This is a genomic window from Sulfurimonas sp., from assembly GCF_023228785.1.
Taxonomy (GTDB): Bacteria; Campylobacterota; Campylobacteria; order Campylobacterales; family Sulfurimonadaceae; genus Sulfurimonas.
Genome location: NZ_JALOAN010000003.1, coordinates 17,124 through 33,774, shown reverse-complemented (window position 1 = coordinate 33,774; position 16,651 = coordinate 17,124). Strand labels below are relative to the sequence as shown.

Sequence of the window (16,651 nt, the reverse complement as noted above, 5' to 3'; positions counted from 1 at the left end):
AAATGGATAGAAGAAAATTTTTAGGCGTAGGTCTTGTAGCATTTGCTGCAATCGTTATGCCAGGTACAGACTTAAGTGCAGTAGACTTTAGAGAGACTATGCCACAAGCATGGGAAGTAGAGAAGACAGTTGATGGTATTAAAGCCCTTTATGGTAATGGTGCACTTAAAGAAAGTGGTAAATTTTCATTTAAAGCTCCAAAGTTAGCAGAAAATGGTGGTTCAATTCCAATTACGATTACATCATCATTAGATTTAGAGTCAATAGCACTTTTCCAAGATGCTAACCCAAGATGTTTATCTTGTGTATTCTCTGTACCAGTAGGTGCTATTATAGATTATGACTTTAGAATTAAAATGAGACAAACAGCTGTGGTAACTGTCGTTGGTAAAGAGAGAGGTACAGGAACACTGTATACTTCATCAAAAGAGATAGATGTTTCTATTGGTGGTTGTGGAGGTTGATATACCTCCTCCCATTCGACAAAATAAATAAAAAAACAAATAAAATAAAAAGGTAAAAAAATGGCAAAGATGAAAATTAAAGCAAAAGAAAAAAAAGGCGTTGTTAAAGTAAAGGCGATGTTTACAAGCTTAATGGCTGACAAAGAAGAAGCTGTTAAAAAAGGTATTAGCCCGTCATATATCAGATATATAGTGGCTAAAGTTAAAGATGCTGTAGTGTACGAAGTAACAATGAGTGGTTTTATGTCTGAAAATCCACTAGTTAAGTTTGAGTTTAAAGGTAAAAAAGGTGATAAAATCGCTTTTACTACAATTGATAACGATAATAAAACGGAAACAGAAACAGAAAAAATTAAATAGGGATACCTTATGAAAATTAAAATCATAATTTTATTATCGATAATTGGATTTGTTATATCTATGCCATTTATCTTTAATAAAAGCGTTACAATCGCAAATCCTAGTCAGCTTGACGCAGATGAAAATTTTATTCTTTATGAGTGGGTTGAACCGCGAACAGGTACCAATAAAGAGTGGGATTATAATTTAAAACCTGTGCAAGTTAGTGATAGAGTATGGTGTTTCTTTGGTGCTATGGAAATGCCAACTAAAGAAAATGCTGGTGACATGTCTAACAGTTGTTACATCAAAGGTAATGATAGTTGGATAGCATGGGATACTGGTCCATCTTATATATTTGCAAAGCAAGCACATGCAGCTATGAAAAAAATTGCTGATTTGCCTGTTAAATCAGTTATTGTAAGTCATGAGCATGATGATCACTGGTTAGGTAATAACTACTATAAAGAGACACAAGGTGCTATTGTATACGGTCCAAAATCTGTTAATGTGAATTATCTTGGTTTTGATGAGCATACAGGAAAACCTAACGAAAATACTAGAGAGATACCACCTCAAACTAGAATGATTAGAGCTCTTTACCAAAATGCAATTAGAGGTACTAAGCTGGTTCCGGTTGATGAGTCATTTGATGAAACAACCGAACTTACACTTCATGGTGTTAAGATGGAGTACGTAAAAGTTGGCTATGCACACTCTGAAGAAGATTGGTTTTTATATCTTCCAGAAGATAAAGTTGTTCTTGTGGCAGATATTGTAATGAATGGTAGAGTGACTTCAAATCGTGATGGTGTTGTTGTTGGACAATTAAATGCACTTAAAGCTATAAGAGATAGAGATTGGAATCATTTAGTTCCAGGACATGGTTTTATAACTGATAAGTCTGCCGCTGATGAGGCTGTTCAATATTTTACTCTTTTAAAAGATAGAGTTCTTGAAGGTATTGAAGAAGAGATACATCCGGATATGATTACTAAACATGTAACTCTTGAAGAATTTAGAAATAAAGAGTTATATTATCTTTTAAGTCCAGGTAATGTTTTTAGATCTTATGAAGAGCTAGAAATGTTTGATGAAGATGATTTACATAGTGATGACGACGAAGATGAAGACGAAGAATAATCTGTAAACATTAGCAGTACTAGTAATATCGATACAATTTAAAGCAATGCAAAAAAATTTCATTTCAAATGTTTATTTTTTTGCATAGAGTAAATTGTACTTTGTTGTACTGCCTAATTCAAAATAAAAACTTTGTTTTTGTTAACTGCAAGATTTAAATATAAGAGAGTAGTGCTATATGTCATTAATTCAAGCTGGAAAGATTTTAGAACTATTTTATTCTACAGATAATGGTAGAGTAAATACAACTGAGTTGGCTCTTGATGACAAGGGTGTTATAGAAGATAAGTATTATAATAAAGATATACAAAGATCGGTCTTAATAACTTCGCTAGACAGCTATAAACTAGCTGCGAGTAACGGTATAGATGCGCCATATAGTGCATTAGGGGAAAATATACTCATGGATTATAATCCGTACCACTTAAGACCAGGAGCAAGACTTACAATTGGTGATCTTGAATTAGAGATCAGTCAAAATTGTACACTTTGTAAGAGTTTAGCAAAAATAGATGCAAAACTGCCAAAGCTTCTTAAAGATGACAGAGGTGTTTTTGCAAAGGTTATAAGAAGTGGGACAATCCGCAAGGACGATAATATTTATCTTCTAAAATAGAGAGTGAAAATCTCACAAAATTAACAAAAAAGGGAAAGAAATGAAATCAATGATCAAAAGTTTAGTTGCAACATTAATGTTAGTAACTGCAGTTGTAGCGAGTGGGGCACAAGATATTCAAATATACACGGCAGATAATTCAAAAGGCAAAATTACAGGAGCTTCTATAGAGAAAGCTTTCGCAGATGCAGGGTTTATAATCTCTGGAAATAATGATATGAATGTTGCATTTAAATCAAAATTTCAAAAAACAAATCATAAAATGTATCATCTTTTTACTCTTTATGAAAAAAATCTAGTTTTAGAACTTGTTAAAATAACTCCAGAGGCTGCACTGCTTGCACCTCTAAGTATGTCAATATATATGAACGAAAATTCTAATGATATTTCTATCTCATCTATATCACTAGAAGGTATGGCAAAGGTTACTGGTATACCTGCGTCTAATAAACATATGATAGAGTATAGTAAACTTATTAGAGCTACACTAGCTAAGGCATTACCAAATGGTCATTTTGAGAAAACATCATATAAGATATTAACACCTAAAGGTGAGCTAGTATCTTCATTTACTGGTGAAATGGAAGCTCAAGGCGATGATGTTGAAGATGAATTGGAAAGTCTTCAAATGGAACTTGAAGGTTCAGTAGAAACTTTGGGATTTGTAATCGCTGGTTATAACAAGCTAGGTGATGAGTTTGCTGAGGCTGGCTATGACAAGTATGATTTTTTTGATGCATATTCTATTTGTAAATTACCAGTTATTTTTGAAGTAGCAAAAACTCACCCAGAAGCTGGTGCATTTGCTCCTTGTGTATTATATATGTATAAAGAAAAAGGTTCAACAGAGGTAAAAATGGCATATCCATCAGTATATAACTGGATAAGCTCTTTAGATATCGAAGATAAGCCATCATTAGAGGTATTAGAAGATGCTCAAAAAGCACTCGTAGGAGTAATTAAAGAAACTTTAGAGTAAAAAGAAATAAATTAAAGAGAGGGTACTAAAATGGCTATATCGAGAAGAAAGGCTTTACAGCTTTCAGGAGTTACTGCAGCTGCAGTAGCAATAAGCGGATGTAGCAAAATACAAAACCCTCTCCCAGAGAAGTCAGCTAACTCTAAAAATACTTTTAAAGCGCCTATTGCTGAAGCAAAAGGTCCTAGAGTAGTTGTAGTGGGCGGTGGCTGGTCTGGACTCTCTATTGCAAAATATACAAAAATATTTGCTCCGAATGCAGATGTTGTATTAGTTGAGCAAAGACATGAATTTGTATCATGTCCTCTTAGCAATTTATGGTTAGTTGATAAGATAGAGTTAGAGTTTTTAACTCACGATTATCTTCAAGCTGCAAGAGAGAATAACTACACCTACTTCCATGCAACTGCAATCGGCCTTGATAGAGAAAATCGTGTTTTAGAGACTAGTGATGGTGATATAAGTTTTGATTACTTAGTTTTTGCACCAGGTATTGATTATGACTATTCTAGATGGACAGATGATATAGCCTTTGAGACAAGACTTAGACAAGAGTATCCAGCAGGTTTTATCCCTGGATCTGAGCACATTACTTTGCGAAACAAAGTTCTTAACTTCAAAGGTGGAAACTTTATTTTAACAGTTCCAAGCGGGAACTATAGATGTCTTCCAGCACCTTATGAAAGAGCCTGTGTAATTGCAGATTATTTCAAACAAAAAAATTTAAAAGCCAAAGTTATACTATTAGATGAAAATAACACTGTAACAATCAAAAAAGAAGGTTTTCAATCGGCTTTTGATGAACTATATGGTGATTATATTGAGTATATGCCAAACACAGTTATAAATAACATAGATCTTGATAATAAAATAGTTGAAACAGATTTTGATGAGATTGAATTTGAGGAGGCCGCTTTTTATCCTCATGTTCGAGGTGCTAAAATTTTAGAAAGGGTTGGTATCGCAAAAGATGCAAAAAATATGCTTGAAGGCGATATTAACACTCTTACATATGAGGTAAATGGCGAAAAAGATATATTTATTGCCGGTGATTCTAGACCAATGGGCTTTTCAAAATCAGGAAATACTGCTAACTCTGAGGGGCATCATGTAGCTACATTAATAGCTCAAAAGATAAACAAAACAAAAGAAATAAAGTGGGAATCACCAACAACTACTTGTTTTTCTGCTGTTTCTATAGCGCCAGAGAGAGCAATCTATATTTACACACAATATGCTCATAATAAAACAGATGAAACATTTAACTTTGCATCAACAACCAGTAGTGAAGATTGGCTTAAAGATGGAGAAGTTAATGCAAATTCCATTTATGATTGGGCAAATGCTCTGTATGCGGATATGTTTAGTAAGTAGTACCTTTTAAAAGCAATAGGTAAGAGATAACGCGTCTCTTACTTGTCTCTATTTTCCATTGCATCTTTAGCAGTTTTTATAGCACTTCCAAGAGCTGTTTTTGCAACGCTCCAAGCTTGTTTACCCATTCTTTTTGCTTCTTGCGCAGCTTGAGATTTAAAGGCTGTATCTGCTCTAGAGACTGCTGTTTTAGCAAAATTTGAAAATCTATCTCTCATCATATCAGCTGCTTCTTTAGAGATATGAACTAATTCTTCAAGATCATAGCGCATGCTTTTATTGATGTTTACTAAAAGTTTATTTATCATTTGTGAATTTTCACTAGCTTGAGTTTGTACAACTTGAGAGAAGAGAACATCTGTTTGGTTAAGGTCTTCCATAATGGTGTCATAATCTTCTATAAGTATATGTTTGGCTTCAACTGGCATATAAGCTAATCGTTTTTTGAATCTATCTATAGAGTGGATAAGCCCACTTCTCATACCTTTGAGAGTTGCACTTAAGATGTCTTCAGCCTTTGTTGGAGTAGCTTCTGCAACGTCTATAGCGCACTGTAAGATAGTAGATAAGATCTTTCTTATTCTGATAGTGTTTAGAGAACCTTCTTTTATAGCTTCAAAAGTTAAATCTTTGATAACTTCTTGAATACTATCTTTTATCTCCCCGTCTGTATCTCTCTCTAGCGCTGTGATGATAGCAGACTCTACTAATTCACTTAGAAATTCATATAGGTCAATGGACTGAAGTTTTACTTGATGGAGTTTTAAAAGAGCGGGTTCGTTGTTGCTTAACTTTAATTCAATAGCATTAAAAACATTGTATTTTGTCTCTTGAAGCTCTAAAGCTTTTTTCTCTAATTTTCTCTCTAGTGCTTCTTTTTGGGCTACTAGAGATGCTACATCGTCTTTAAAAGTTTTTGTTTCGATATCTAAAATAGTTGTAGCAATACTTTTAATTTCATGAAGGTTTAGCTCATCTATGTCTGTTTCATTTGCTAGTTTAGCAATTACATCTGAAACTCTTTTCTCAACATCTTTTAGAGTCTTATTGTATGAATTTTGTATATCGATTGTTAGTTTATCTACTTCCATTTTAAATCCTTTGTTTATTTTATAGTACCATTTTGATATTTTGATGAGCTTTTAGAGCCTCATATATAAAGTTTCTATCGTCTTCGTTGTGAACAAGTAGATCTAAGTTCATACTCACATACTTGCCACCTTTTGAGTTTTTAGAGTGAGTTAACTTATGGCTTCTCTCATCTATAACATCCCTTATAGCCTTCTCTAGTGCTTCTTTCTCGCCTGCTATAAGTTTATAAGACCACGAACATGGATACTCAAGTATGAGCTTTTCATCTCTATCGTTTAAAATCTCCACTTTTTCCTCCTGATTTTTCTTCAAGTTGTACATTTCGTATTATCATGCCTTTGTCTATGGCTTTTACCATATCATAAATAGTTAAAAGACCTATGCTAACACCAGTTAGTGCTTCCATCTCAACCCCAGTTTGCCCTGATAATTTTGCAGTAACCTGTAGTTTAAATCCAGGTAGGTCCGGAAGTTCTTCAACATCGCAGTTGATGCCACTAAGGTTTAGTGGATGACACATTGGGATAAGCTCACTTGTCTTTTTTGTACCCATTATAGCCGCAATAACAGCAGTTTGAAGTACTGGACCTTTTTTAGTTTTTTCGCTAACTATGGCACTGTAAGCATCTTGACTCATCTCTATATATCCAGAGGCTACCGCTACTCTTGTTGTTTGATTTTTATCCGACACATCAACCATCTTTGGTCTTTGGTTTTCATCTAAGTGTGTTAAGTTCATTATATTTCTTTTTATTTTTTCTTTATTATAGCGAAGGGGAGTTGAATTTATACTAGATTAGCTTCAGTGCTTCTATATATTCATGAGGGTGGTTTAGGTTTAAAAAGGCTTTTTCATCCTCAAAGTTTACAAAAGTAGTTTTGGAAGATTTTAGTAAAAAGCCTAGTTTATGGTTGTCTTCTTTGAGCATTTTAATAAATTTTTTCTCTAATGAGCGATGATAGATCCCACACATGGGCTGAATGCCAAATGCTGTTTTTGCAATGCATGCATCTGCGTTAAAACTATCTGCATCTACAAGAGCTTCTATCTCTTTTAGTCCAACAAAAGGTGCATCTACACTAAGAGCGAAAAAAGAGTCTGTTTTTAGTGTTTGAAATATTGCAACAAAGCCAGCAGTAGGGGCGAAAACCTCAATACTCTTTGCATCTTCTATAAAAGTTGCATCTCCATTTTTTGTAGGAAAGTCAAACTTACTTTTGTCTTTGCAAGATATATAGACATATTTGAAGATTTTTTTTAGACGAAAGAACTGAAACTCAGTTAGAGTATTAAAGCCTCCAAATGAAAGAAGAGATTTATCTTCTTTCATTCTTGAGCTTTTACCACCTGCAAAGATGACACATGGTAGATCTAGCATTTAGTTTCTGATTAACTCAGCTTCGATACGTCTATTTTCAGCGCGACCCTCAGCAGTTGTATTATCAGCTATAGGTTCTAACTCTCCTTTGCCTACCGCAGTTACTTTTTGAGCATCAACTCCTTTTTCTATAAGCATATCTCTTACTGAGGTGGCTCTTCTTTGAGATAGTTTTTGGTTGTAAGTTTCACTTCCTATGCTATCTGTGTGACCAACTATCTTAGTGCTATAGTTGGTGTATTTATTTAAAAAGTCTGCATATTCTTGAACAAGTTTTTCAGACGCAGCGTCTACTTTAGCAGAGTCGTACTCAAAGTTAATGTCTAGCGTTATCTTAAGAGGACAACCATCACTATTTACTGCTTGACCTATTGGAGTGTTTGGACAGATATCTATAGAGTTAGCAACTCCATCTTTATCATCATCACCATCTACAACAGCTACTACACTTGTAACTTCTTCTTCCATTACAGCTTCTTCAACAAGCTCTTCTTCAGGCTCTTCTTTGATTTGCTCTACAGGCTTACTCTCTTGTGCAGGCGCTGTTTTTTGAGAACTACTTCCAAATGCAAAGTTTAGACCTGCAAGGAGTGCTAAGTTGTTGTCATATCTAGTGTCATTGTACTTGAGCATATAAACAGCTTCAAGTTTTAGTGCGAGCATATCAGTAAAGGGAATTTTAGCACCAAATCCAGCATTAATAAATGCACTGTCTGTATTTCCTGTTTGCCCTTTGTAGCTATGACCATTCATAGTCTCATAACCAAGACCTACTTTAGTAAGAGGTATAAACCCGGCTACTTTGTCAAACTCATAAACACCATTTAGTGCTAAACGCCATACATCAGTGTCTGCACCATTTGGAAGTCTGTTGGTGTTGTAGTCAGCTTTTGAGTAAAAAACAGAAAGCTCAGGCTTTAAAAAAAAGTCAAATGCGTTGTATTGAAACTCAGCTCCAAAAGTTGCATAATCATCCAAATCAATATTATTCTCAGCGATGTTATAGCCAATCATAGGCGTGATTTCATAATCTGCTGCCATCATTAGGCTAGAAGATAGTAAAAGTGTTGGTATTAGAAGAAGTTTTTTCATGTATTTCCTTTTGTTTTTTGAGTTTTATTAAAGAGTTAGTGCTTACTACTTAACTCTTGGATCTGCTATGTAGCCTTTTATAGCTGAGATAGCTGCAACTGCAGAGTTCGCTAGGTAAACTTTTGAGCTTCTAGAGCCCATACGACCTACAAAGTTACGGTTAGTAGTAGAGACAGCTACTTCGCCATCGCCTAAGATCCCCATATATCCGCCTAGACAAGCCCCACAAGTTGGGTTTGAAACAACTCCACCAGCGTCAATTAGAATATCTATGTAACCGAGTTTATAAGCATCTTTTAAAATTTGTTGAGTGCCTGGCGTGACTATTAGGCGGACATCTTCGTGGACTTTGTGTCCTTTTAGTATCTCAGATGCAACTTTTAAGTCGCCCAAACGACCATTTGTACAGCTTCCTATAAAGGCTTGATCTATTTTTATGTTGTCTTTTACAGCTTGTGTTATAGAGTGACCATTTGATGGTAAGAAAGGGTAAGCAATAACTGGCTCTAGTTTAGCTACATCTATATTTAAAATTTCTACATAAGATGCATCTGCATCTGAGTAGTGAATACGAGGCTCTCTCGCAAGTTTTTTATCGCTTAAAAACTCTGCTGTAACATCATCATATGCTACTATGCCACTTTTTGCCCCAGCTTCAATTGCCATATTACACATTGAAAATCTATCATCCATATTTAAATGCTCAATTGTGCTTCCCGTAAATTCTAAAGTTTTGTAAAGTGCTCCATCAACACCGATAAGACGGATGATCTCTAGAATAATATCTTTACCAGTTGTATGCTTTTGAGGTTTTCCGCTAAGGTTGACTTTTATAGTTTGGGGAACTTTAAACCAGTTTCCTCCAGTGATCATTGCAAAAGCGAGATCTGTAGATCCCATACCAGTTGAAAAAGCTCCAAGTGCTCCGTGAGTACAAGTGTGTGAGTCTGCACCGATAATTACATCGCCTGGAACGATAAGACCTTTTTCAGGTAGAAGCGCGTGCTCTATTCCCATGTCTTTTTCATCAAAAAAGTTTTTAAGATTATGTTTTTTTGCAAAATCACGAGAGATCCTAGCTTGGTTTGCAGATGCAATGTCTTTTGCTGGGATAAAGTGGTCTAGAACTATAGAAAAACCATCTGGATTTGCTAGTTTTGTAGCACCACTCTCATCAAATGCTTTGATAGAGATAGGAGTTGTAATGTCATTCCCAATAACCATGTCGATATTAGAGCGGACTATCTCGCCTGCAAAAACCTTTTTGCCAACATGTTGTGAAAATATCTTCTCTGTTATAGTTTGAGCCATAATAAACCTTTTTATAAGTAATAATTTCGCGATTATACCATTTAAGATTTAAAATTTTAGTGAAGTCGTGATAAGCACGAGTTTAAGATTGGTACTTCAGAGCTTTTTTTGTAAACTCATTTGAGCAAAAAAACATAGTCATAAAGATAGGATTTATGCTTACCTGCCCATCTTCTGTAGTCTCAAATGGAGTAAATTCAAAGCCTTCTGCTTCGTTATCATCTCTTGGAGTTACTACAAATATAATAGGAGAAAGAGTTTTTACCATATTTAGAATGTTTTTTCTTTTTTTAGCATTTTCTTCATCTAAAATATTGAAATTTAAGCCCTCTGAACTCTTTCGAGTATGTAAAATCTCTTCTAAAACATCTATTTTGTCTTTGAAAACTACCTTATTCCATGATATACTAAGTTTTTGTGAGATAATTTTTCTATCTTTATGCATAAGTGCATTTGGTTTAATATCTTTCATCTTCTCCATAAGTCCTAGCAAATAGTTGGCTCCGCCGACCTTTAGAGCTAGTTTGCTTATTAAAAGATGGAGTAGTTCTTTTGTATTTTCGTTTTGTTTGTTAAAATTGCACATGCTTTTAGCCTTTTAGATGGAATTATACCTTAAATAAAACGGTAAGTCAGTTTAGTTTAAGCATAACATAATAACAAACTATATATGATGTCAAAAGTAAAAGAAGACAAAAATTGTCTTAATTAGAAACAACCCTAAATTAAAGGTAAAACATGCAAGTTTATTTAGACAACAACGCTACAACGATGGTTGATCCACTAGTAGTAGAAGCAATGCTACCATACTTTAGTGAGCAGTACGGAAATCCAAACTCACTTCACAAATTTGGTACATCATCACATCCAGCTTTAGCCAAGGCGATAGATCAAGTCTATACAGCTTTAAATGCAAGTGATAATGATGATATAGTTTTTACATCCTGTGCAACAGAGTCAAATAACTGGGTTTTACAGTCAGTATTTTCAGATCTTATTGTCAATGGAGATAAAAACCATATGGTGACAACGGAGGTTGAACATCCATCAGTACTAGCAACCTGTAGATTTTTAGAAGAGCAAGGTGTAAAAGTTACATATCTGCCTGTAAATGAGCAAGGTGTTGTAGAAGCTCACACAGTTCGTAGCTTTATTACAGATAAAACTGCTTTAGTCTCTGTAATGTGGGCATCAAATGAGACAGGTATGATATTTCCTATAAAAGAGATTGGCGAGATCTGTAAGGAAAAAGGTGTTCTTTTTCACTCTGATGGCGTTCAAGCTATAGGTAAAATCCCAGTAGATCTACAATCTCTTCATGTTGACTTTGTATCTATGAGTGCACATAAGTTTCATGGTCCAAAGGGCGTTGGAGCTCTGTATATTAGAAATTCTCAAAAACTTACTCCATTTTTACATGGTGGAGAGCATATGGGTGGTCGCCGTTCTGGAACGCTAAATGTTCCTTTTATAGTTGGTATGGGAAAAGCTATAGAGCTTGCAACTACAAATATAGAAGAAACAGCTGCTAAAATTAGAGCAAAGAGAGACCGACTAGAAGATGCGATCACGCAAATAAGCGACACTATGATAGTCGGAGATCGAGAAAACCGCACTCCAAATACAATACTCATCTCCGTCAAAGGCGTTGAAGGCGAGAGTATGCTTTGGGATCTAAATAAGGGCGAAATCGGTGCATCAACTGGCTCAGCGTGTGCAAGTGAAGAACTTGAAGCAAACACAGTTATGCTAGCTATTGGAGCTGACAACGAACTAGCTCACACAGGGATCCGCTTAAGTCTGAGCCGTTTTACAACTGATGCAGAGATAGACTACGCAATTAGCCACTTTCAAAACGCAGTAAAGAGACTTAGAAGCATCTCAAGTTCATACGCAACTCAACAGCCAACTAAGGGTGGAGAAGCGAAAGATTGCGAGCTGCACCACCATTAATGGTGATTAGAGGCTTTAGGCTTAAATGCCACACCAGCCCCGAAGAAGTTCGCGGTTCCAAAAAGATTGAAAATTGGTTAAGAGTTTGAAAAGGTAATCAAAGAGGCACAAGTGCCGAGGGCTTCCTGCCGAAGGAAACTCAGCGTTAGCGTAGTAAAACGGACTTGTTCGTTTTGCGTGACAGATGAATAGGGAAAAGGTTCCCTTGAAATTTATGAAATAAATTATAAGGAAATAAAGTTATGGCAAAAGCAGATATGTTAGGCGAATCCCTTTGGGACGCGTATTCGAATAAAGTAACGACACTTATGAACAACCCTCAACATCAAGGCGAGATCAGCGAAGCAGAAGCAGAGTCTCGTGGTAACAAACTTATTGTTGCAGACTTTGGTGCTGAGAGCTGTGGAGACGCTGTTCGTCTGTACTGGGAGATCGATCCAACAAACGACAAGATCGTAAATTCAAAGTTTAAGAGTTTTGGTTGTGGGACTGCAATAGCATCTTCTGACATTATGACTGAGCTTTGTATTGGAAAAACTGTAGATGAAGCTGTAAAGATCACAAACATAGATGTTGAGTTTGCACTTCGTGATGATCCAGACACTCCAGCAGTTCCACCTCAAAAGATGCACTGTTCTGTTATGGCTTACGATGTTATAAAAAAAGCAGCAGGTCTTTACAAAGGCGTTGACGCTGAGAGTTTTGAAGAAGAGATCATCGTTTGTGAGTGTGCGAGAGTTAGTCTTAGCACTCTAAGAGAGGTTATCCGCCTAAATGATTTAACAACAATCGAGCAGATCACAGACTATACAAAAGCAGGTGGTTTTTGTAAGAGCTGTATCAAACCAGGTGGACACGAAGAGCGTGAGTGGTACTTGGTAGACATTTTAAGAGATACAAGAAAAGAGATGGATGAAGAGAAGATGAAAGCAGCAGCTGATGCTGGTGCAACTGGAGATTTTGCTAATATGACCCTAGTTCAGCAGATAAAAGCAGTCGATGCTGTTATAGATGAGAGCGTTCGCCAATTCCTTATAATGGATGGTGGAGATATGGAAGTTATAGACATCAAAAAAGGCGATGAGTATATAGATATCTATATCCGTTACCTTGGTGCTTGTAATGGCTGTGCATCATCAGCAACTGGAACACTCTATGCGATAGAGTCAACTCTAAAAGAGAAACTTTCTAAAAATATCCGCGTTCTTCCAATATAGAAACTATAACTAAGTTAGATAAGCAAAGTGCTTATCTAGCCAACTTCAAAAACTAACTCTACAAAACCACACAAATACATGGTAAAAATCCTAAAAAACTCACTACAATGCGATATCAATATTAGGTACGCATATGAACCAAACAATATATTCAAAAATAACAGATGCTTTAGTCGATGTTGGATATATTGTCATAGAAGATGCCATAAGTAAAAACCTCTCACAACTACTTTTAAAAGATGCAAAAATAGAGAACAATTTTAAACCTGCTGGGATCTCCGATCTTAAAAAAATAGATCTAAGTAGAAGACGAGACAGAATCCATTGGTTAGATGATGATGGCTCAGTTAGAAGCGAGTTTTTAGCTTTTGTAGAGGGACTAAGAGAGTACTTAAACAAAACTCTTTTTATGGTCCTTACATACTATGAAAGTCACTACGCCATCTATAAAAAAGGTGATTTTTATGAGACACATTTGGATGCTTTTAAAAACTCTACAAACCGAGTTGTAACAACTGTTTACTACTTAAATAAAGATTGGAAACAAGGAGACGGAGGAGAGTTGGTTATCTATAATGAAGATGGAAGTTTCTTGAAAAAAGTAGAACCAAAAGCAGATACACTAGTCGTCTTTTTGAGTGAAAAGTTTCCGCATGAAGTTTTGCCAGCCATCAAAAAAAGATATTCAATAGCTGGGTGGTTTAGGGTAGATAAGAAGATTATTTAACTTTTTCCATTTATCATGGTAGATACTATCCCTTTTTCATCTCTATTTTCAGCTACGAAGACACCTATGATATGAAGTGGTACAAAATATAGAAGAATGTTATAGACTAGTTCATGGATCTCTTTTATACTGTGAGCTGTCTCTTTTGCAAGTCCTAAAGACTCATAAAAGTACATAGTAAAGCCACTAAGAGCCATAAAAAGTATAGTAGCGTATACAATATAATAAGAGATGCGAACTGCTTTTTTATGCATATCTAGGGAGCTAAAACTCTCTTTTTTTGAATTATCCTTAAAATAGAGATAGATTCTAAAAAAAACTAAGGCGACAAGAGCGTAACCTAAGATGTAGTGCCACTCCCACATACCAGATCTGATAGCTTTTGCTATAACTTTTGCTTGTTCACTTGTGATGCTAATGTCAATCTTTGAGAGTTCTAGCATGATAAGTTCAGAGTTCGTCCTCCAACTTAAAAAAGTTTTTCTTAAAAGCACAGTGCCAATAAGACCTAAAATAACTATAGCATTTAGCCAGTGCCAGATGCGAAAAGATGTTGAGTATTTCATGTGAAGCTCCTTTGTTTGTGCTATTATACCGCAGATGAAATATATAAAAATAAACAATATAAACACACTAGAGCTAGAAATTTATCATAAGTTAAGAGATAACGCCTTTAGTTCAGATAACAGCTTTATAGCCGATAGTCCAAAGGTTGTAAATATGCTCTTAGAGAGCGATGTAAAAGTAAAAAGCATCTTAGCTACAAAAGAGTACTACGATGAGTTTTCACATCTTATAGAGTCAAAAAAGATAGAGACGCTTTTTATTGCTACTAAAGAAGAGATGCAGAGCATTGTGGGACATAAGATCCATCATAACTGCATGATGCACGGGATCCGCCCAGATCCAACTCCGCTAGATCTACTAGGCGATCAGATCTTGATGCTCGACGTTATAACATCTACTGAAAATGTCGGATCTATTGCTAGAAGTGCAGCCGCTTTAGGAGTAGATAGTTACCTTCTGCCTTGTCAATCTCCGCACCCTTATGGCAGGCGAGCTTTAAGAGTCTCTATGGGTTATGTGAGCAAGCTTAAAATCCACATCTATGAAGATATAAGAGAGACTATAGAGAGACTTAAAAAAAATGGATATAGAGTATTTGCCGCAGAAGTTACGCCAGATGCAACACTTCTCTCACAAGTAAAAGCTCCCAAAAAATGGGTTCTTTTAATGGGGCATGAGGGCAAAGGAATATCAGAAGAAGTGCTTAGTTTATGCGATGAGGTGCTCACTATTGAGATGGCTGAGGGAGTTAAGAGCTTCAATGTAAGTGTCGCAGCTTCCATTATGATGTATCGACTTTTATATAAGAGTTGATTATAAACTAGGCAATCCATAGCCACTGATTAGGTTTATATCTAGCTCATAGCCTAAGCTAGCAAGGATAATATCTAGTGTTCTTACAGAAACGCTCCCAAGCTCACCTCTTTCTATCTTGCCTAGTGTTACTCGGCTAATGCCGCATAGTTTTGCTAGTTGTACCTGAGTCATAGCTTTTTCTTTTCGTAAGGTTTTAACTCTTTGACCAATTTCGTGTAATTTCAACTGGGATCTCCTTGTATGTTTTTTGATCTTTTGAGAGTCTCCAACTATCAAGCATCTTGCGCCCTACATCTTCAAACTTAGCATTTGTTTTTATGTAGAGCTCAAGCTCATCTATAGCTAGATCTAAAGCCTTGAAGCACTCATCGTATAAGATATTTGCTTCTTTATTTGATAAGTAGCAGGATTCAATGCCAAACTTTACTAACTCCTCTTTGCCAAACCAAACTTTTTTACCAAACATAGTTAGAGCTGGTCTGTCTTTGTAGATATATACAACTGTATTTACCACATCATATGCTGGAGATAGCCAAATATTTTCTATGTTTTCATCATAAAGCATTCCAAAGTTTTTTAGATGCGCGTCCCCATTTTTGAGCAGATAGTTCATAACTATGATTTTAAAAAGTGTTTGCATATCAGCTAGTTTATTTGTTGATACACTATAGACAATCTTTGCTACTTGCTCATAACTACCACTATATTTTTCATCTTTGTTTTTACCTTGAAGGGTTAGAATCTCTTCAAATCCAAGAAAGCTATCACTAACTTCATCATAATTAAATCTCTCTACCACTAAAAACTTGTTGTTTTTTGATAGTTTGATATTTGGGATTTTCACACCTGCCTTCTCTATAGCTTTTAGACAAAAGTACTCATTTAAAGCTAGTTCTTTATACTCTTCACCCCATGTTTTTACGATGTACTCTTTAGTAGTAAAACTCTCTTTATCTTCAAGAAGTGCTAAAGATTTTGGTTGAACTCCACTTATGGCATTTTTGCTTAAGTAGGTCGATACAAGGTTTGAGAATGTATCTTCGGTGTCATTTTTTAAAATCTCATCCATATCAAATGATAAAAACTTATCTTTACTAAGTTTGCTATCATAAGTTAGCCTACTTTGCATATTTGAGCAAAGATATGAAAAAACTAAGAAATCATCCAAATATCCATGCTCTTTAGATATATATTGTTTTAAAATCTCAAACAGATAACCCTCAGGCATATTCATATCAAATATAGGATGCAACTTGTTTTTCCATATGTAAGACGAGCTTTTATAAGGCATGATCAAAGAAATGGGCTGATAATCTTTTGTATAGTTAAACCCAAAACTATTTAACTCTTTTTCAAAAAAGAGCTCACCCACTTTTTGATTGTGTATTTTTACATCTATAGTATTCATTTCGTACCTTAAATGATAAGATTACTTATCATTATAGTATGATTGACATAAAATGTATAGTAATATTTACATATTAATCCAAAGAGTATGTTTGAGCTAAAAGCTACTCTATATAGTTTATTTTATATTAATACTTAATGGCTAAGATTTCACTCCAAGAAAATAACAATCAAA

General features: G+C 35.3%; 20 protein-coding genes. 10 read left to right on the top strand and 10 right to left on the bottom strand.

Translation table 11 applies throughout. The annotated features are described in order from the left end of the window. Window positions 1-2 precede the first annotated feature (2 nt). From M0Q24_RS01265 to M0Q24_RS01240, 6 genes are all read left to right on the top strand, one after another. Entirely contained in the window at window positions 3-464 is a 462-nt protein-coding gene (locus M0Q24_RS01265; protein WP_295046091.1) for a thiosulfate oxidation carrier protein SoxY, read from the top strand. A 60-nt stretch (window positions 465-524) separates the two neighbouring features. Next, window positions 525-824, top strand: coding sequence for a thiosulfate oxidation carrier complex protein SoxZ (gene soxZ, locus M0Q24_RS01260; protein WP_295046088.1), 300 nt, complete (start codon window positions 525-527; stop codon window positions 822-824). Window positions 825-833: 9 nt separating this feature from the next. Next, entirely contained in the window at window positions 834-1,946 is a 1,113-nt protein-coding gene (locus M0Q24_RS01255) for an MBL fold metallo-hydrolase (protein ID WP_295046085.1), read from the top strand. Window positions 1,947-2,124: 178 nt separating this feature from the next. Continuing rightward, on the top strand, window positions 2,125-2,562 hold the full coding sequence (locus tag M0Q24_RS01250; RefSeq protein ID WP_295046081.1) for an MOSC domain-containing protein: 438 nt from the start codon (window positions 2,125-2,127) through the stop codon (window positions 2,560-2,562). Between the two features lie 40 nt (window positions 2,563-2,602). Continuing rightward, complete coding sequence (locus M0Q24_RS01245) at window positions 2,603-3,541, top strand: DUF302 domain-containing protein (protein WP_295046078.1); 939 nt, start codon at window positions 2,603-2,605, stop codon at window positions 3,539-3,541. Between the two features lie 30 nt (window positions 3,542-3,571). Continuing rightward, window positions 3,572-4,915, top strand: coding sequence for an FAD-dependent oxidoreductase (locus M0Q24_RS01240; RefSeq protein ID WP_295046074.1), 1,344 nt, complete (start codon window positions 3,572-3,574; stop codon window positions 4,913-4,915). Between the two features lie 38 nt (window positions 4,916-4,953). Here the strand turns inward: M0Q24_RS01240 and M0Q24_RS01235 are convergent, their stop codons facing one another. The 7 genes from M0Q24_RS01235 to M0Q24_RS01205 all read right to left on the bottom strand — a co-directional run bounded on the left by M0Q24_RS01235 (window position 4,954) and on the right by M0Q24_RS01205 (window position 10,375). Next, window positions 4,954-6,006: a DUF6781 family protein gene (locus M0Q24_RS01235; protein WP_295046072.1), complete on the bottom strand. Its 1,053-nt coding sequence runs from the start codon at window positions 6,004-6,006 to the stop codon at window positions 4,954-4,956. A 19-nt stretch (window positions 6,007-6,025) separates the two neighbouring features. Next, window positions 6,026-6,295 (bottom strand): DUF493 domain-containing protein, encoded by a 270-nt coding sequence (locus M0Q24_RS01230; protein ID WP_295046069.1) that lies wholly within the window; start codon window positions 6,293-6,295, stop codon window positions 6,026-6,028. Further along, complete coding sequence (gene moaC, locus M0Q24_RS01225; protein WP_295046066.1) at window positions 6,276-6,746, bottom strand: cyclic pyranopterin monophosphate synthase MoaC; 471 nt, start codon at window positions 6,744-6,746, stop codon at window positions 6,276-6,278. The genes M0Q24_RS01230 and moaC overlap by 20 nt, the downstream gene beginning before the upstream one ends. A 52-nt stretch (window positions 6,747-6,798) precedes the next feature. Then, entirely contained in the window at window positions 6,799-7,386 is a 588-nt protein-coding gene (gene mobA, locus M0Q24_RS01220; RefSeq protein WP_295046063.1) for a molybdenum cofactor guanylyltransferase MobA, read from the bottom strand. Next, on the bottom strand, window positions 7,387-8,478 hold the full coding sequence (locus M0Q24_RS01215; RefSeq protein ID WP_295046060.1) for an OmpA family protein: 1,092 nt from the start codon (window positions 8,476-8,478) through the stop codon (window positions 7,387-7,389). Window positions 8,479-8,523: 45 nt separating this feature from the next. After that, entirely contained in the window at window positions 8,524-9,789 is a 1,266-nt protein-coding gene (locus M0Q24_RS01210; RefSeq protein ID WP_295046058.1) for a 3-isopropylmalate dehydratase large subunit, read from the bottom strand. An 82-nt stretch (window positions 9,790-9,871) separates the two neighbouring features. Next, window positions 9,872-10,375, bottom strand: a complete 504-nt coding sequence (locus M0Q24_RS01205) for a hypothetical protein (protein ID WP_295046055.1) — start codon at window positions 10,373-10,375, stop codon at window positions 9,872-9,874. A gap of 152 nt (window positions 10,376-10,527) precedes the next feature. Between M0Q24_RS01205 and M0Q24_RS01200 the strand changes: the two genes are divergently transcribed. From M0Q24_RS01200 to M0Q24_RS01190, 3 genes are all read left to right on the top strand, one after another. Beyond that, window positions 10,528-11,742: a NifS family cysteine desulfurase gene (locus tag M0Q24_RS01200; protein WP_295046052.1), complete on the top strand. Its 1,215-nt coding sequence runs from the start codon at window positions 10,528-10,530 to the stop codon at window positions 11,740-11,742. 242 nt (window positions 11,743-11,984) lie between these two features. Continuing rightward, entirely contained in the window at window positions 11,985-12,959 is a 975-nt protein-coding gene (locus M0Q24_RS01195; RefSeq protein ID WP_295046050.1) for an iron-sulfur cluster assembly scaffold protein, read from the top strand. Window positions 12,960-13,092: 133 nt separating this feature from the next. Beyond that, complete coding sequence (locus tag M0Q24_RS01190) at window positions 13,093-13,686, top strand: 2OG-Fe(II) oxygenase (RefSeq protein WP_295046047.1); 594 nt, start codon at window positions 13,093-13,095, stop codon at window positions 13,684-13,686. Here M0Q24_RS01190 and M0Q24_RS01185 read toward each other — a convergent pair. Then, window positions 13,683-14,252: a cytochrome b/b6 domain-containing protein gene (locus M0Q24_RS01185; protein WP_295046044.1), complete on the bottom strand. Its 570-nt coding sequence runs from the start codon at window positions 14,250-14,252 to the stop codon at window positions 13,683-13,685. The two genes, M0Q24_RS01190 and M0Q24_RS01185, sit on opposite strands and share 4 nt — an antisense overlap. Window positions 14,253-14,286: 34 nt before the next feature. Between M0Q24_RS01185 and M0Q24_RS01180 the strand changes: the two genes are divergently transcribed. After that, the gene (locus M0Q24_RS01180) at window positions 14,287-15,066 is read left to right on the top strand and encodes an RNA methyltransferase (RefSeq protein ID WP_295046041.1); all 780 of its coding nucleotides are present in this window, start codon (window positions 14,287-14,289) and stop codon (window positions 15,064-15,066) included. Here M0Q24_RS01180 and M0Q24_RS01175 read toward each other — a convergent pair whose 3' ends face one another. Then, window positions 15,067-15,294 carry a helix-turn-helix transcriptional regulator gene (locus M0Q24_RS01175; RefSeq protein WP_295046039.1) on the bottom strand — a complete coding sequence of 76 codons (228 nt, stop codon included), beginning with the start codon at window positions 15,292-15,294 and terminating at the stop codon, window positions 15,067-15,069. It abuts the gene before it with no gap. Continuing rightward, window positions 15,263-16,477: a type II toxin-antitoxin system HipA family toxin gene (locus M0Q24_RS01170; protein ID WP_295046037.1), complete on the bottom strand. Its 1,215-nt coding sequence runs from the start codon at window positions 16,475-16,477 to the stop codon at window positions 15,263-15,265. The genes M0Q24_RS01175 and M0Q24_RS01170 overlap by 32 nt, the downstream gene beginning before the upstream one ends. Window positions 16,478-16,651: the final 174 nt, after the last annotated feature.

What these genes read in the sequence shown, in the direction of transcription:
- M0Q24_RS01265 (WP_295046091.1), top strand. Translation starts at nt 3, where the DNA reads ATGGATAGAAGAAAATTTTTAGGCGTAGGTCTTGTAGCATTTGCTGCA.
- soxZ (WP_295046088.1), top strand. Translation starts at nt 525, where the DNA reads ATGGCAAAGATGAAAATTAAAGCAAAAGAAAAAAAAGGCGTTGTTAAA.
- M0Q24_RS01255 (WP_295046085.1), top strand. Translation starts at nt 834, where the DNA reads ATGAAAATTAAAATCATAATTTTATTATCGATAATTGGATTTGTTATA.
- M0Q24_RS01250 (WP_295046081.1), top strand. Translation starts at nt 2,125, where the DNA reads ATGTCATTAATTCAAGCTGGAAAGATTTTAGAACTATTTTATTCTACA.
- M0Q24_RS01245 (WP_295046078.1), top strand. Translation starts at nt 2,603, where the DNA reads ATGAAATCAATGATCAAAAGTTTAGTTGCAACATTAATGTTAGTAACT.
- M0Q24_RS01240 (WP_295046074.1), top strand. Translation starts at nt 3,572, where the DNA reads ATGGCTATATCGAGAAGAAAGGCTTTACAGCTTTCAGGAGTTACTGCA.
- M0Q24_RS01235 (WP_295046072.1), bottom strand. Translation starts at nt 6,006, where the DNA reads ATGGAAGTAGATAAACTAACAATCGATATACAAAATTCATACAATAAG.
- moaC (WP_295046066.1), bottom strand. Translation starts at nt 6,746, where the DNA reads ATGAACTTAACACACTTAGATGAAAACCAAAGACCAAAGATGGTTGAT.
- mobA (WP_295046063.1), bottom strand. Translation starts at nt 7,386, where the DNA reads ATGCTAGATCTACCATGTGTCATCTTTGCAGGTGGTAAAAGCTCAAGA.
- M0Q24_RS01215 (WP_295046060.1), bottom strand. Translation starts at nt 8,478, where the DNA reads ATGAAAAAACTTCTTCTAATACCAACACTTTTACTATCTTCTAGCCTA.
- M0Q24_RS01210 (WP_295046058.1), bottom strand. Translation starts at nt 9,789, where the DNA reads ATGGCTCAAACTATAACAGAGAAGATATTTTCACAACATGTTGGCAAA.
- M0Q24_RS01205 (WP_295046055.1), bottom strand. Translation starts at nt 10,375, where the DNA reads ATGTGCAATTTTAACAAACAAAACGAAAATACAAAAGAACTACTCCAT.
- M0Q24_RS01200 (WP_295046052.1), top strand. Translation starts at nt 10,528, where the DNA reads ATGCAAGTTTATTTAGACAACAACGCTACAACGATGGTTGATCCACTA.
- M0Q24_RS01195 (WP_295046050.1), top strand. Translation starts at nt 11,985, where the DNA reads ATGGCAAAAGCAGATATGTTAGGCGAATCCCTTTGGGACGCGTATTCG.
- M0Q24_RS01190 (WP_295046047.1), top strand. Translation starts at nt 13,093, where the DNA reads ATGAACCAAACAATATATTCAAAAATAACAGATGCTTTAGTCGATGTT.
- M0Q24_RS01185 (WP_295046044.1), bottom strand. Translation starts at nt 14,252, where the DNA reads ATGAAATACTCAACATCTTTTCGCATCTGGCACTGGCTAAATGCTATA.
- M0Q24_RS01180 (WP_295046041.1), top strand. Translation starts at nt 14,287, where the DNA reads ATGAAATATATAAAAATAAACAATATAAACACACTAGAGCTAGAAATT.
- M0Q24_RS01170 (WP_295046037.1), bottom strand. Translation starts at nt 16,477, where the DNA reads ATGAATACTATAGATGTAAAAATACACAATCAAAAAGTGGGTGAGCTC.